This is a genomic window from Pelagibacterium flavum (genome assembly GCF_025854335.1).
GTDB classification, from domain to species: Bacteria; Pseudomonadota; Alphaproteobacteria; order Rhizobiales; family Devosiaceae; genus Pelagibacterium; species Pelagibacterium flavum.
This window is the reverse complement of the sequence record NZ_CP107716.1, coordinates 2,611,745-2,625,141: the sequence shown is the minus strand read 5'-3', so window position 1 is coordinate 2,625,141 and position 13,397 is coordinate 2,611,745. Positions and strand designations below refer to the sequence as shown.

Genomic DNA, 13,397 nt, shown 5'->3' with positions numbered 1-13,397 from the left:
GGTAAATGGGGACCATGCACAGCTATGCATTTCGGCTAGCCGCCCTCGTTCTTGTGGCCGCTCTCGCCTTTGGCGCCATTGCAGCCTTGGCGATCGTTCGGTTGCAGTACCTCGGCCAGAGTGGGGCAGAGCCGCTTGTGACCGAGATTGCCGCTGCCGAGCAGTCGGTCAATCTGATTGCCGAGGAACCCGCTATATCCGAACCAGAGCCGGAACCCGAAACCGGATCCGAACCCAAGCCAGAGCCTGCGCCAGAGCCAGAGCCCGAACCAATCGTCGCCGATATTGCAGCTGCGCCCCAACCTGCCGAGCCGGCCGCCCAGACCACCCAATCGTCCATGACGGAAGAATTGTTCCAACAATCCTTCGTCAGCGTTGCCATCGAGCCGGAACCGGAACCGGAACCAGAGACCGAAGCCGAGCCTGAGTCATCGGTTGCCGCGTCCGGGCTGCCGATCTGGCTCGATCTGCCCGATATGACTCCAACGCTTGAAGGGCTGCAGACCGAGGCCCTTGAGGTCGCCCTGGCCGATGCGCCTGATGAAGTTCCCGATCAGCCGGCGTCAACGACCGCTGCGCTGTCGCCGCCTGAACCCGAAATCGCCAGCGCGCCTGATGAAAATTGCGATACGGCAAGTCCGAACTGGGCGATGTTTCTGTTCGATTCGACTACGCTTGGAGGCTGGGGCAGGGTCCCCAATGTGCGTGTCGTCCCGATGGGGTTTTGCGCCGACACGCGGCAGGTTCTTGAGGGGCAGATGCAGGCCGATGGCCGGCTCCGCGCGCTGCGGAGCGCGGCGGCCGGCGATCAACTGGTCTCTCTTGCCCTTCAGCGGGCGGCGCGTGGCCCGGAAGATGTGTTTGCGGTGGCTGCCGACGGCTCCGTGCTCAACGTCTATGTCTATTGAGTATGACCGACCTTGATTGACTGCGCGGCCTGCCCCTGAGGGCGTGCCACCCCATAGCGGTGGAGCATTTTTTCGACCTCGCTGCGCTCGATCCCGATATCGCGCAGTTGCCAATCCTCCATCTCCGATAGCCGGACCATTGCCCGCCGCCGCATGGCATATGCCTGCCGATCCGCCCACCAGCCCGAGATCACTGCTCCGAGATAGCGCCAGATCGTGGCGCGATACCGCAGCCGTTCAACAAACTCGTCCCGTTCAAACAAATCGTTCCGTTCAAGTTGCGTCATCTCTCGTCTCCTTGTTCGATGACGCCAATATGGATCGAGGAGATAAATTGATCTAACGAATGTTTTTTGTTAAAAGCATCGAAATTGCCGATGAAACGAGGCCGCCATGTTTTCACTCGATCCCGATTTCCTGCGCACCTTTCTGGCCATCTCCGAAACCGGCAGTTTCGGTGCCGCTGGCGAGAGGGTGAACAAGACACAGTCGACAGTCTCGGCCCAGATGAAACGCCTTGAAGAAATTATCGGCGTGCCGCTGTTCGAAAGGGAAGGGCGGCGCAACGTGCTGACGCCTGATGGCCTGAAGCTTCTCGAATACGCCGCTTCGATGGTCCGCCTCAATGACGAAGCGCTGCGCGCATTCCAGCCGCTGGCCATAAGCGGGCGCCTGCGGCTCGGCGCCATCGACGAATATGCGCAGGCCTTTCTTCCTGGCACTCTTCGCACGTTCGGTGCGGCCCATCCCGGCGTCCAGGTCGAAGTGGTGACCGGCACGAGCCTTCAATTGCGCGGTCTTCTTGCTGAGGGCGAGTTGGACGCGGCGATCATCTCCTGCCGGACCGGCGATGCCGATACCGAAACGTTGCGGTCCGACAGGCTCCATTGGATCGGCGGCGAGAATGTCTCACCCCATTTTGACGATCCGCTTCCGTTCTGCGCATGGTCGCAGGGCTGTGCGTGGCGTGAAATGGCATCGGCTGCACTGGTGCGCGATGGGCGCAAATGGCGTCTGGCGGTCACCACCTCAAATGCGGCCTTGATCTCTCTGACGGTAAGGGAGGGTCTGGGTGTGGCCGTTGCTCCGTCCTGGTTTGTCAGCCCGGGGTTGCGTGTGCTCGAGGAAATGGATGCCCGCTATCCGCTGGGCGTCGCCGAAATCGGCATCAAGCGCGGATCGGCTGCGGCAAGTCCGGTGCTCGACGCTTTTCTTGCCCATGTGAAGTCGGAGTTGAATTCACCCGCTCTTGCTGCCTGAGGAGACCTCTTGCCGGGCCCGGTCGATCGATTTTGCCAACTCGTCGATCTCGTCGGCAAATTTCTCCTCGGCCACCTCGCTGCTGTTCATCCAGCTTGAATAGCGCTCGAGCAGTGGCACGAAAGTGGCGACGTCCTCAGGAGACCAGCCGCTGAAAAATTCACCCAGCAACAGCCATTTGTACCCCCGGACCGCATCGATCACCGCTTCGCCGGCAGGGGTCAGCTCCAGGATCGTCCGTCGGGCATCCCGCTGGGATACGGCGCGCCGCGCATAGCCGGAGTTGACCATTTCGGCCACCAGCCGGCTGGCCCGCGATGGATCGATATGCAGACGCTCGGCAACTGTTGAAACCATCGTCTCGTCATCGGCGTTGGTGTCAGGTGCGAACATAGGGTGGGCGATGGCAAACAACACATCGATCTGGGCCATGTCCATGTCGAGCCCCAGCGCGCGCGTGGCCCGGTGGCCCAATTCGCGCTTGTGCATCTGACGACGCCAGTTCTGAACCACATTGTCTATGCGGATCAGGGCATCGGCCAATCCGGCATCCTTGCCGCTCTTGGTCAGCAGATCCCGCAATGTGTCCTGTCGTGTCGGCATAAATCACGATCCTTAAAAGCATGCCAAAAGCAATTGCATGCTATTGACATGTAATTGCGTCGAGCAGATATATCAAGTCGACAATTTATCCGGAGCTAGAAATGTCGCAACCCGCAAAAGCCGAGCCGCAGGTATCGGACCCCAATGTCAGATTGGTGATCGGCGCGGTGGTCGCGACCCTGTTGCTGGCCTCGCTGGGCCAGACCATCATCACCACGGCACTTCCCATCATCGTTGCCGATCTCGGCGGCATCGAACACATTTCCTGGGCCATCACCGGCTATCTGCTTGCGGCAACCGTTGCCGCGCCGGTGTTCGGCAAGCTGGGCGATATGTATGGGCGCAAGCTCATGCTGCAATCGGGCATCGGTATCTTCCTCGCCGGCTCGGTCCTGGCTGCACTCTCTGTTGATCTCAACATGCTGGTCTTCTGCCGCTTCGTGCAGGGCATCGGCGGGGGCGGGCTCATCGTCACCGCCATGGCCGCCATCGGCGATGTGCTTCCGCCGCGTGAGCGTGGCAAGGCGCAGGGCTTCCTTGGTGCCGCCTTCGGCCTGTCCACCGTCGTTGGTCCGCTGCTCGGCGGTGTGATCGTCGAGACCTTGTCCTGGCGCTGGCTGTTCTTCGTCAACATCCCGGTCGGTATTGTAGCCTTCGCTGTCATTGCCTTCGCTTTTGAAAGCCGCACCAAGGGCGAAAAGCGCAAGATCGACTATGCCGGCGCCGCATTGCTCACCACAGCGCTCTCGGCCCTGGTTATCTACACCAGCATCGGCGGTACCATCCTGCCATGGTTTGCCCCTGAAGCGCTGGTTCTTCCCGCCATCGGCGTGATCGCGCTCATCGCCTTTATCATGGTCGAACGGCGCGCTGCCGAACCGATCCTGCCGCTCTATCTGTTCCGCAACAATGCGTTCCTGGTTTCCAATGCGGTGGGTTTCATCGTCGGAACGGCCATGTTCGGTACCATCACCTACATGCCCTCCTACCTGCTGCTCGTTCAGGGGTTCGCTCCCACCCAGGCCGGGTTGGCGCTTCTGCCCATGATGATAGGCCTGATCGGCTCCTCGACCCTGTCGGGGGTCATCATTTCGCGCACCGGGCGCTACAAGATTCTGCCCATCATCTCGACGGCCATTCTTGCCGTTGGTGCCCTGCTGCTCGGCACGCTCGGCGTCGATACGCCGTTCCAGCTCGTCATGTTCTACATGCTGCTTGTCGGCCTCGGCATCGGCCCGGTCATGAGCGTCGGCGTCACCGCCATCCAGAACGCCGTGCCCCACACAGTCCTCGGTGTCGCAACGGCAAGCGCCCAGATGTTCCGCCAGATCGGCGGCTCGCTCGGTGTCGCGGCGCTCGGCGCCATCTTTGCCAACCGGCTGGCCTTTGAAACCGCCGCCATTGGACACGCCGAAGGCACCGCAGGGTTCAACGCAGCGACCCTTGCCGCCATGCCCGCGCCCGAGCAACTGGACATGCTACAGGCCTACACTTCCGCCCTGCACCCCATCTACTGGGTTGCCGCAGCAGCAGCCGCAGTCGCGAGCCTGATCGGCTGGTTCCTCGTCGAAATCCCGCTCTCGGACCGCAAGCCGGGCCCTAAGATCGAGACCGAAGCCGAACCCCAGGCGGCCGAATAAGACTCTGCATCAGCCACTTACGACAGATCCCCGATTCAATCTCATAACGCATTGAATCGGGGCCTGAGCTTCCGCACCAGCCCTGCCTTAACCACCACCGTCATCCCGGACCTGATCCGGGATCCAGTACCCCCGGCGCCAAACGTCGAATCCCAGTCCGGCCCCGCAGCAAAACGCCTCAAAAACGTGCCCGCAGCGTCAGCCCGATATCGTGGCTGTCATAGGTGTAAAACACATTGTCCGACCAGCTGTTGGTGTACTCATAATAGATCGAGGGCATCAGCGGCCCGATGGTGATGTCGCGATGGCTCGCCTCGATCCGTCCTGTCGCAAACCGGTCCACCTGATCCTCGAGCTGGAACGGGGCAGGGCGCCAGTGCCAGCGCTGCCCGACGGTCCCCTCGACCCCCAGCAGCAGCCCGTTGTCGAACAGCGTATCCACCCGCGCCCGCAAGGTCCCGACCAGCGTGCGCAACGTCTCATCGTCGGTATGGTTGTAAACAGCCCGGGCCGTGGCGGTGAGGTTCATGCTGGGCGAAAGCGATGTCGAATACGATACCGCCCCATCGGCCAACAGCCCTGACCGCCCCGGATCGAGCGGCCTGTCCACCGCCGCCATCTTCAGATCGAACGCCAGCCGCTGCGACGCATCGAGCGGCAAAGACAGGCTCGAGCGTACACCTGCTTCGGTCCGCTCCAGCACGTCGTCCTCGAACCCTGCCGTCACATAGGGCGCAACCACGGCCCGCGCCGTCTCCCCGATCCCGAACGTCACCGGCAGTTCTGCCGTAAAGCTGGGCTCGAACACCTCATCGGCTGTCGAAAACCGGATGTCGGTCCGCAACACACCCGAAACGCTCATCACCTCGTTGCGCGCCAGTTCCACCGCCATCGATCCTCCAAGGCTGAACAATACACCCCGCTTGCCGCGTGCCTCGTCAGGAATCTGCCCCGGTCCCCACACCCCGCCATCTATGATGTCCTCCCCCGTCTGCCGGTTCACATTGGTCGATGGCGCCATCGTGAAATAGCCGCTGAACACCGGTCTCCCCTGCGATTGCGCATTCTGGAGCATCTGCGAAACGACATCGCGCTCCGGCCCCTCGGGCAAAATCGCCTGCAACGAACCCAGCCGCGCCGCCGCCATATCCCTCTGGCCCAGATCGGAATAGCACCGATGCGCCACGAGGTAGGGCGGCACGAAAAACGGCACCGCCCCGATCACCAGATCGGCCAGCGCCACGGCCTCCGCGCATTCGCCATTGAGCGCATGCCGCACCGATGCCGCATAAGCCGCCATCACATCGCCTTGCCCCGCCTCGGCGTCGAGCTGCGCAGCAATCGCATCGGCGCGCGCCCAGTCGCGCGCCCCGATCGCCTCGTCGAGCGAGGCCAACGAGGCGGTCTGGGCATAAGCGCCTGTCACCGGCCCGACCAGCGCGGCCCCAACCAGAAGAGTGGCGGCAAGGATTTTGGAAAATTTCATGAAGGCCCCCCGCTTTTCGCCCTTGGGGCGTACGCATTACAAAGGCATGAAGGCGGCACAAAAGCACCGCCCCGAAGCATCTACTGCGTGCCGATCAGGTAGCCGGCGGTCGCACCGTTGCCGTCGGTGGTTTTGCCCTGCACCAGCCCGGCCATTTCATCGGCGTTCGGGCCGTAGAACTGCCCATCGATCGTGTTGTTGGAATTGAGCCGGACATTGTTCGGGCCCTGGTCGACCGCGTTGCGCGTATCGAGCGTGCTGGTGAACCCGGTCCCGATGATCCGCCCATTGCCGCCGCCCACAAGTCCGGACTGGTCGTACAGCTCGAACCCCACCGAACGGGAATCGAAATTGGCTCCCGCCTGGAAGGTGCCGCCCGCCTGCTGACCCGAAGAGCTCGAAATGCCCCACACGCCATCATAATTGGCTGCCTGCATGGGCAGGCTCTGCATCTGGCTGCTCGTGGTCTCGCGCCCGTCGACGATGGCATAGACCGTATTGGTTCCCGCCGGGCTGGTCAGTGCCGTCGCCGCATGGCTGCCCCCGATATAGGCGGCTTCGCCATTTGCGTCAGTGTAAGTATAGCCCGTCAGCCCACCCGGCAGGCCCGGTGTGGCGGCGCCATTGCCAACGGTATAGTTCCGGCCATCCACGGCCACAGAGATCGTACTGGGATTGGCGGCAAACGAACCATTACCGGTCCCCGTGCCGCCGGCGTTCAGCCCAACGGCCGAATAGCTGAGCGGTGAGGGCGGGAGCGAGCTGGAGCTTGTGCAGCCGGAAACGAGTAGCGCCGCTGCGACGGCGGAAAGAGCGAAGAGCTTGGTAGTCACGGGGGTTACCCTCCTTATTGGGTCTATAGTCGAATGAGCCCCCGCTCTCGGCTCGACAATGCAGCCCGAATGTGATCGTTCCGGGACAAGCGCCGTTGCAAAACAAGATGTTGCAACATCGCCGCAGGCGGCTGACACGGGCCCCGACCCGCCCTACTATAGCCATCTCCACCATGAACCTGACCTGAATGACCAAGCCACTCGTCCTCCGCACCGCCCGCACCGTTTGTCCCCACGATTGTCCTTCGACCTGCGCGCTCGATGTCGAAGTGCTCGAGACGGGCACAATCGGCCGGGTGCGCGGCGCCAAGGACGATCCCTATACGGCAGGCGTGATCTGCGAGAAGGTCGCCCGCTACGCCGAGCGCGCCAATCACCCCGACCGCGTGCTCCATCCGCTCCGCCGCACCGGCCCCAAAGGCTCGGGCCAGTTCCAGCGAATCTCCTGGGACGATGCCCTCGACGAAATCGGCTCCCGCTTCCTGCAAATCGAAGCCGAACACGGCGCCGAGTCGATCTGGCCCTACTACTACGCCGGCACCATGGGCCACGTGCACCGCGACGGCATAAACCGCCTGCGCAACGCCAAGGGCTACTCCGAGCAATACGACACCATCTGCACCATGATCTCGTGGACCGGCTACATCGCCGGAACCGGGCTTTTGACCGGCCCCAATCCCGAGCAGATGGCCGAGAGCGATTGCGTAATCATCTGGGGCACCAATCCGGTCAACACCCAGATCAACGTCATGACCCACGCCATCCGCGCCCGGCGCGAGCGCGGCGCCAGGCTCGTCGTTGTCGATATCTACCGCACCGCCACCATGGAACAGGCCGATATGGCGCTGCTCATCCGCCCCGGCACCGATGGCGCTTTGGCGCTGGCTGTCATGCACATCCTGCTGCGCGACAACCTCGCCGATCGCGAATTCCTAAGCAGCCATACGGACTTCGATTCGTCTCTTGAATCACATCTTGCGGCCAAGTCCCCGCAATGGGCCGCCGAAATCACCGGCCTTTCGGTCGAAGAAATCGAAGCCTTCGCACAGCTGGTGGGTGAAAACCCGCGCGCCTATTTCCGGCTCGGCTATGGCTTTTCCCGCCAGCGCAATGGCGCGCTCAACATGCACGCCGCGCTCTCGATCCCTGCAATGATTGGCGCCTGGAAATATCGCGGCGGCGGCGCCTTCCATTCCAATTCGGGCGCTTGGGGGCTCGACAAATCCCAGATCACCGGCGCCGCCCTCAAAAAGTCCCGTGTGCGCGAACTCGACATGTGCCGCATCGGCCCCATCCTCACCGGCGACCCTGAAGCGCTCGAGGGCGGCGGCCCGGTCAAGGCGCTCTTGATCCAGAACACCAATCCCATGGTTGTCACCCCCGATCACGCCCTCACCCGGCAGGGCTTCGAGCGCGAGGACCTCTTCACCGTCGTCCATGAGCAGTTCATGACCGAAACCGCTCAGATGGCCGATATCGTTCTGCCCGCCACCATGTTTGTCGAACACAACGATTATTACACCCGCGGCGGCCACACCCGCGTCCTCTACGGCCCCAAGATCGTCAACGCCCCCGGCGAGGCTATGCCCAACCATTTCGTCATCAACGAAATCGCCAAGCGGGTAGGGGCACCCGCCGCCGTCACTGAGAAGACCGACCGCGAGATGGTTGCCGAAACCTTCTCGCGCTCCGGCTATGGCGATCTCGACGCAATCGAAGCCGCGTCAGGCTTTGTCGACCGCGCGCTGCCCGATGAAAAATCGCGCTACGCCGATGGCTTTGCCTGGCCCGACGGCAAATTCCGCTTCAAGCCCGATTGGGAAGCCACCCGCATCAAGCGTGGCGTCAACTGGGTCTGCGATCCCGCAGAAATGCCCGCCATGGTCGATTTTCTCGATTGGAACGAGCCGACCACCGAAGCGGTCCCGTTCCGCCTGACCACCTCTCCGGCCCGCACGTTCCTCAATTCCACCTTTGGCGAAACACCCGGCAGCCAGAAGCGCGAAGGAACCCCCTCCTTGCTCATGCACGCCGACGATGCCGCCCGGTTGGCGCTTGAAGACGGCGCACCCGTCACCATCGGCAACCATCGCGGTTCAGTGGAGCTGACCCTGCGCCTGTTCGACGGGTTGCGCACCGGCGTTGTCGTCGCCGAGGGCCTCCACCCTCACAAGGCACACCGCAAGGGCAGGGGCATCAACACCCTGATCGGCTCCGATCCCGTTAAGCCCTTCGGCGGTGCCGCCTTCCACGATGCCGCCGTCTGGGTCCGGGCGTCCGCCGCATGACATCGATTTCCCCCGCCTCCCGCCCGCGCATCGCCGCCATCGACGTCGCGCGCGGCGTCGCCATCGTCGCGATGATCATCTACCATTTCTCATGGGATCTGGCGTTTCTGGGCTTCGTCAATTTCGACCCCACCCAGTCGCTCCCTTGGGTGATCTTCCAGAAACTGATCGTCGGCACCTTCATTTTTTTGACCGGCGTGTCCCTCGTCCTCGGCCACGGCGAAACCATCCGCTGGCGCCCCTTCTGGCGCCGCTTCGCCATCATCCTCGGCGCCGCGCTCCTCATCTCTGCGGGCACGTACGCCTTCAATCCCGGCACCTTCGTTTATTTCGGCGTCCTGCACGCCATAGCGCTGTTTTCCCTCATGGGCCTCGCCTTCCTCACGACCCCGCTCGCGCTCGTCATCGAGCTGGCCGTCATCCTCATCGGCCTGCAACTGTTCATCCAGAGCCCGCTGTTCGGCGAAAAGCTCTGGTCCTGGATCGGCCTCTGGGATGCGCCGCCCCCCAGCGAAGATCTGGTCCCCATCTTCCCTTGGTTCGGCGTCGCCCTCCTCGGCATCGCCGCCACCCGCTGGGCTATCAGCAGCGGCGTCACGGACCGCCTCGCCCAATTCAAGGGTACCTCAGCGCCCTCTCGCGCCCTGGCCAAACTCGGCCGCTGGAGCCTCGTCATCTACGTCCTGCACCAGCCCATCCTCATCGGCATCCTCATGGGCCTTGCCTCCCTCACCGGCATCAGCGAAACCCGCCGCGCCGAAAACTTCCTCTCAAGCTGCCAGTCCAGCTGCCTCCAATCCGCCCCCGACGCCGCCTACTGCACCGCCTACTGCGCCTGCACCCTCGACCGCATCGAAGCCGACACCCTCTGGCCCATGCTCGAAGCCCCCCAGCGCACCCCCGAACAGGACATCGCCCTGAGCGACCTCACCAACCAATGCGCCGCCGAAGTGTTGGACGAAATGCTGCTGGCGCCTGAGGCGGAGTAGGGGGGCGACACCTCCCCGACGGGTCCAGACCCCATTCACACAAAAAAGGGGAAGCACAACGCTCCCCCACCCTCATCTGTCATCCCGGGCTTGACCCGGGACCCAGTACCCCCAGCGTTGCGGCTTTTGCCGCAGCCGATCCAAATGTCTCAACCCGCGCCCAAAACCGGGCACAACCTCAATCCACCCCATCGCTGTCCCGGCCTTGAGCCGGGACCCATCAGCTGCGAAACCGAGCCCGGCATTGCGATCGAGAGCCGGAATGGAGTGACTATCGCTTCGTTTCCGGCCCCATTCCAAGTGTTCGCAGTCCTAACGTGAAACCGCGATGGCCATCGGTCGGGGAGCACTTCTAAATAGAGGAACTCACTTCTAGGTAGGTCGAATTCCTGGTTTTCGGCGGGCGCTGTCACCATAGAGTGCCACCGCGATCATTTCACATTCTGCGGTCGCGTTTCTGATTAGGTTGTGCAAGTAATTCAGGAAAGCATCCCGTGAACGGATAGAGAATATCTCTGCTCGGTAGCTTAGATCATTCTGTAGCGGTGTCTCCTGAAGCAAAGTTGCGAACTCGCTGTCCACAAACATTGCGTCCACATACGGGGCATAGGTCGCTATTGCCCTAATGTCGTTGGTGGCCCCTCGTGAAGGGTTTTTCTTCTGGCCAGCGGCAATTTTACGCGCCATTGCTGCGAAAAGGTACGCCTGAATTCGGTGGTGTGGCACGGTCCAATTGCCGTTCCATTGCCAGAAGGCCACAACTTGGCGCTCGGCATCATCGACGGACATTCCAGAACGCGTGAAGTATTCCCGAAGTCCGCGGAATTCCTGTATCGCCCCCGAGAGAGCGCCATTCATAAAGGCGTTTGTATCGCCATTTTCTAGGGTCGAGACTCGTTCATAGCCAGTATGCGACTGCCGCTGCGAGCATGACGGCAGATAGATAGTTTCGGGCAAGCTTGTCGTATCGGGTGGCAACGCGGCGGAAATCCTTGAGCCGGCAGAACATGGCCTCGACACGCCAGCGGTCTTTGTAGCGTTTCTCGTCGTATTTGATTTTGCGCTTCCGGTTCTTGCGGCCAGGGATGACCGGGATTGTCTTCTGGTTGCGCAGAGTGGAACGAAGGCGGTTGGCATCATAGCCGCGGTCAGCAATAACTCTCTTCATGCCCATCGTGTGGGCGATGAGCAGATCGGCCCCCTTCATGTCCGAGGCATTGCCGGGCGTCAGGATGAGGCGGATCGGTCTGCCGATAACGTCGACGAGCGCATGGATCTTGGTGGTCCGGCCACCACGCGAGATGCCAATGGCATTGGTTCGCGCCCCCCTTTTCCCCCGCCTGCACAGCGATGGGCTTTGATATAGCTGCTGTCGATCTGGGCGGTTTCCGCAATCCAGCCTTGTTCGGTCAGAGCCGCGAGAATGCGTGCCCATACGCCGCGGCGACTCCAGCGGTTCCAGCGATTGTAGACTGTTGTCGAGGGGCCATACTCGGCAGGGCAATCAGCCCAGCGTCCGCCGCACTTGAGCATATGAACGATCCCCGAAATTACCCGCCGGTCATCCACTCGACGTGCTCCAGGCTGGTTCTTGGGGAGATGTGGCTCAATGGCCGCCCAAGCTGCATCACTCAACCAAAATAGTCTGCTCATCGATACCTCCGAACTCATCTAAAGCCAGAGAATCTGATTTGCAGCGTCTATTCAACAAACTGATTGGGTATGGACCCTAGGCCGCGTCGAGCCATCTCTGCAAAATGCAAATATGCGGTGACCCGCGAACTCCCAAAGGATTCCAGTTCCGTCTTCAGAACACTCTTGAATGATGTCTTAGGATCAGCGCGCCATCTTTCGTAAAGGGGCACCATGTTGTCTGCCGACATTTCTCGCCGGTCACGCACATCTTTGGCGATGCCGGTCCAGTCCATCGCAGCCGATATGTGGAGGCGTGAAAGCCATTCATTTCGGTGTCCATCCAAAATACTGTCCACCGAGAGATCTAGTATCGGTTCTTTTCCGGAAACAAACCCGCGCAAATAGGCCCAGACTTGGTCTCCTTCTATTTCCGAAGAGGATCGAAAGCTCGTGTCACCACCGAGCATCTCGTGGGTTAGTGTCAGCTCGTCACCTCTTGTGAACACCATCGACTCATCTCGGTGGATATCGGATGCTGGACACAGTACTTGCTGTAGTAAAACGCCTTGCTGCAAAAGGTTTGTAACTTCTGTCCAAAAGGCATGGTGCGGGGCCTCTGAGGGGTATGTGCCGGTCTTTATTTTGAAAATTTGGCTGATGGCAAGCTGGTCAAGATAGATGATCATTTTGTCCAGCGCTGGCATTTCGTCCATGGTGATGTCGCCGCATGACACACACTTGTAGCTTGCCAACCCAGCTTTCAGCTGGACCAATGCTCTGCTGCGCTTCTTGCAGGCAGCACAAGTTGCGAGTGGGGGAATACTCATTGTTCAAATAGTTCAGACATTTGATCCCTCCATCCCAAGTTCGCGGCTGCTTCCGGTAATGTCAAACAACTCTCTTGGGGAATCGCGGTGTCGGCTATCCTCACCACCCCCTACCCATAAACCCCCCAGAAAAAATACACAGTCAGCCCCACCCCATAAACAATCACAAACCCCCGGATCACCTTCGCCGGCACGAGATGCGAGAAATACGCCGCCGCGAACCCGCCGACCATCGCTCCGGCCAGCGCTACGCTGCCCTCAACCCACGCAATCGACCCAGTCGCTGCGAACCGCAGCACGGCCACCACCGACACCACGGCCGAGATCAAGAGCTTGAGCCCGTTCATCGCATGAACGTCCTCGAACCCGGCCAGCGCCAGCCAGGCCAGAAGCACGATGCCCAGCCCCGCGTTGAAAAACCCGCCATAAAAGCTGATGGCCAGCAGCAGCGCCGAAAGCCCGATGGCGCCGGCCCGCACAACATGCCGGGAGCCGTTCGAGCGCGACGCAAAGAACCGGTTGATCCGCTGCCCGAAAATATAGATCGTCACGGCAAACGCCATCAGCCAGGGAATGATGACCGAGAACTGCGCGTCCGAAATCCGCATCAGCGCCTCGGCGCCCAGAAACCCTCCCACCAGCCCCAGCGTGCTGTAGAGCGCCAGCCGCCCCTTGTGCGGCGCGATATGCTTCCAGTAGCCGATTGCCCCGGTCACATATCCGGGTAGGCACGCATAGGTGTTGGACGCATTGGCGAGTACCGGCGGCACCCCGGCGAACAACAGCGCCGGAAAAATCACGAAAGAGCCGCCACCGGCGAGCGAATTTATCATCCCGCCGAGCAATCCGGCGGCGAACAGCAACACATACGTCAATTTCGGGATTCCCACAGACCCACAATGTTTGCCAACTTGCGGTCACCGGACGC

At 61.4% G+C, this 13,397-nt stretch carries 13 protein-coding genes; 5 read left to right on the top strand and 8 right to left on the bottom strand.

Going from position 1 to position 13,397, the window contains the following annotated elements:
* Positions 1–5: 5 nt before the first annotated feature.
* Positions 6–908, top strand: coding sequence for a hypothetical protein (locus OF122_RS13305; RefSeq protein ID WP_264224698.1), 903 nt, complete (start codon positions 6–8; stop codon positions 906–908).
* Here OF122_RS13305 and OF122_RS13300 read toward each other — a convergent pair.
* A complete protein-coding gene (locus OF122_RS13300) occupies positions 902–1,195 on the bottom strand; it encodes a DUF1127 domain-containing protein (RefSeq protein ID WP_264224697.1) in 294 nt (97 codons plus the stop codon). The genes OF122_RS13305 and OF122_RS13300 overlap by 7 nt on opposite strands.
* A gap of 106 nt (positions 1,196–1,301) precedes the next feature.
* Between OF122_RS13300 and OF122_RS13295 the strand changes: the two genes are divergently transcribed.
* Positions 1,302–2,168, top strand: a complete 867-nt coding sequence (locus OF122_RS13295; protein WP_264224696.1) for a LysR substrate-binding domain-containing protein — start codon at positions 1,302–1,304, stop codon at positions 2,166–2,168.
* On the opposite strand, the gene OF122_RS13290 is transcribed toward OF122_RS13295, so the two are convergent.
* A complete protein-coding gene (locus tag OF122_RS13290; protein WP_264224695.1) occupies positions 2,148–2,771 on the bottom strand; it encodes a MarR family winged helix-turn-helix transcriptional regulator in 624 nt (207 codons plus the stop codon). The genes OF122_RS13295 and OF122_RS13290 overlap by 21 nt on opposite strands.
* A 101-nt stretch (positions 2,772–2,872) precedes the next feature.
* On the opposite strand from OF122_RS13290, the gene OF122_RS13285 reads away from it, so the two are divergent.
* Positions 2,873–4,411: an MDR family MFS transporter gene (locus OF122_RS13285; RefSeq protein ID WP_264224694.1), complete on the top strand. Its 1,539-nt coding sequence runs from the start codon at positions 2,873–2,875 to the stop codon at positions 4,409–4,411.
* Positions 4,412–4,589: 178 nt separating this feature from the next.
* Here OF122_RS13285 and OF122_RS13280 read toward each other — a convergent pair whose 3' ends face one another.
* Both OF122_RS13280 and OF122_RS13275 read right to left on the bottom strand, forming a co-directional pair.
* Positions 4,590–5,897, bottom strand: a complete 1,308-nt coding sequence (locus OF122_RS13280; protein ID WP_264224693.1) for a hypothetical protein — start codon at positions 5,895–5,897, stop codon at positions 4,590–4,592.
* Between the two features lie 80 nt (positions 5,898–5,977).
* The gene (locus OF122_RS13275; protein ID WP_264224692.1) at positions 5,978–6,730 is read right to left on the bottom strand and encodes a transferrin-binding protein-like solute binding protein; all 753 of its coding nucleotides are present in this window, start codon (positions 6,728–6,730) and stop codon (positions 5,978–5,980) included.
* A gap of 188 nt (positions 6,731–6,918) precedes the next feature.
* Between OF122_RS13275 and OF122_RS13270 the strand changes: the two genes are divergently transcribed.
* The gene (locus OF122_RS13270; protein ID WP_264224691.1) at positions 6,919–9,018 is read left to right on the top strand and encodes a molybdopterin-containing oxidoreductase family protein; all 2,100 of its coding nucleotides are present in this window, start codon (positions 6,919–6,921) and stop codon (positions 9,016–9,018) included.
* Positions 9,015–10,007, top strand: coding sequence for a DUF1624 domain-containing protein (locus tag OF122_RS13265; RefSeq protein WP_264224690.1), 993 nt, complete (start codon positions 9,015–9,017; stop codon positions 10,005–10,007). The genes OF122_RS13270 and OF122_RS13265 overlap by 4 nt, the downstream gene beginning before the upstream one ends.
* Before the next feature lie 372 nt (positions 10,008–10,379).
* Here OF122_RS13265 and OF122_RS13260 read toward each other — a convergent pair whose 3' ends face one another.
* The 4 genes from OF122_RS13260 to OF122_RS13245 all read right to left on the bottom strand — a co-directional run bounded on the left by OF122_RS13260 (position 10,380) and on the right by OF122_RS13245 (position 13,335).
* Positions 10,380–10,796, bottom strand: coding sequence for a hypothetical protein (locus OF122_RS13260; RefSeq protein ID WP_264224689.1), 417 nt, complete (start codon positions 10,794–10,796; stop codon positions 10,380–10,382).
* Positions 10,797–10,905: 109 nt separating this feature from the next.
* Positions 10,906–11,660, bottom strand: a protein-coding gene (locus tag OF122_RS13255; RefSeq protein ID WP_408636240.1) for an IS5 family transposase whose coding sequence is annotated in 2 segments (ribosomal slippage) — positions 10,906–11,316 and positions 11,319–11,660 — 753 coding nt in all. Because the reading frame shifts where the segments join, the coding sequence is not laid out codon by codon here.
* Positions 11,661–11,707: 47 nt separating this feature from the next.
* A complete protein-coding gene (locus OF122_RS13250; RefSeq protein WP_264224687.1) occupies positions 11,708–12,355 on the bottom strand; it encodes a hypothetical protein in 648 nt (215 codons plus the stop codon).
* Between the two features lie 224 nt (positions 12,356–12,579).
* Positions 12,580–13,335: a sulfite exporter TauE/SafE family protein gene (locus OF122_RS13245; RefSeq protein ID WP_264227664.1), complete on the bottom strand. Its 756-nt coding sequence runs from the start codon at positions 13,333–13,335 to the stop codon at positions 12,580–12,582.
* Between the last annotated feature and the right edge of the window lie 62 nt (positions 13,336–13,397).

Excerpts from the sequence above, each read along its gene's own strand:
- OF122_RS13305 (WP_264224698.1), top strand. The coding sequence starts at position 6 with ATGGGGACCATGCACAGCTATGCATTTCGGCTAGCCGCCCTCGTTCTT.
- OF122_RS13300 (WP_264224697.1), bottom strand. The coding sequence starts at position 1,195 with ATGACGCAACTTGAACGGAACGATTTGTTTGAACGGGACGAGTTTGTT.
- OF122_RS13295 (WP_264224696.1), top strand. The coding sequence starts at position 1,302 with ATGTTTTCACTCGATCCCGATTTCCTGCGCACCTTTCTGGCCATCTCC.
- OF122_RS13290 (WP_264224695.1), bottom strand. The coding sequence starts at position 2,771 with ATGCCGACACGACAGGACACATTGCGGGATCTGCTGACCAAGAGCGGC.
- OF122_RS13285 (WP_264224694.1), top strand. The coding sequence starts at position 2,873 with ATGTCGCAACCCGCAAAAGCCGAGCCGCAGGTATCGGACCCCAATGTC.
- OF122_RS13280 (WP_264224693.1), bottom strand. The coding sequence starts at position 5,897 with ATGAAATTTTCCAAAATCCTTGCCGCCACTCTTCTGGTTGGGGCCGCG.
- OF122_RS13270 (WP_264224691.1), top strand. The coding sequence starts at position 6,919 with ATGACCAAGCCACTCGTCCTCCGCACCGCCCGCACCGTTTGTCCCCAC.
- OF122_RS13265 (WP_264224690.1), top strand. The coding sequence starts at position 9,015 with ATGACATCGATTTCCCCCGCCTCCCGCCCGCGCATCGCCGCCATCGAC.
- OF122_RS13260 (WP_264224689.1), bottom strand. The coding sequence starts at position 10,796 with ATGTCCGTCGATGATGCCGAGCGCCAAGTTGTGGCCTTCTGGCAATGG.
- OF122_RS13250 (WP_264224687.1), bottom strand. The coding sequence starts at position 12,355 with ATGGACGAAATGCCAGCGCTGGACAAAATGATCATCTATCTTGACCAG.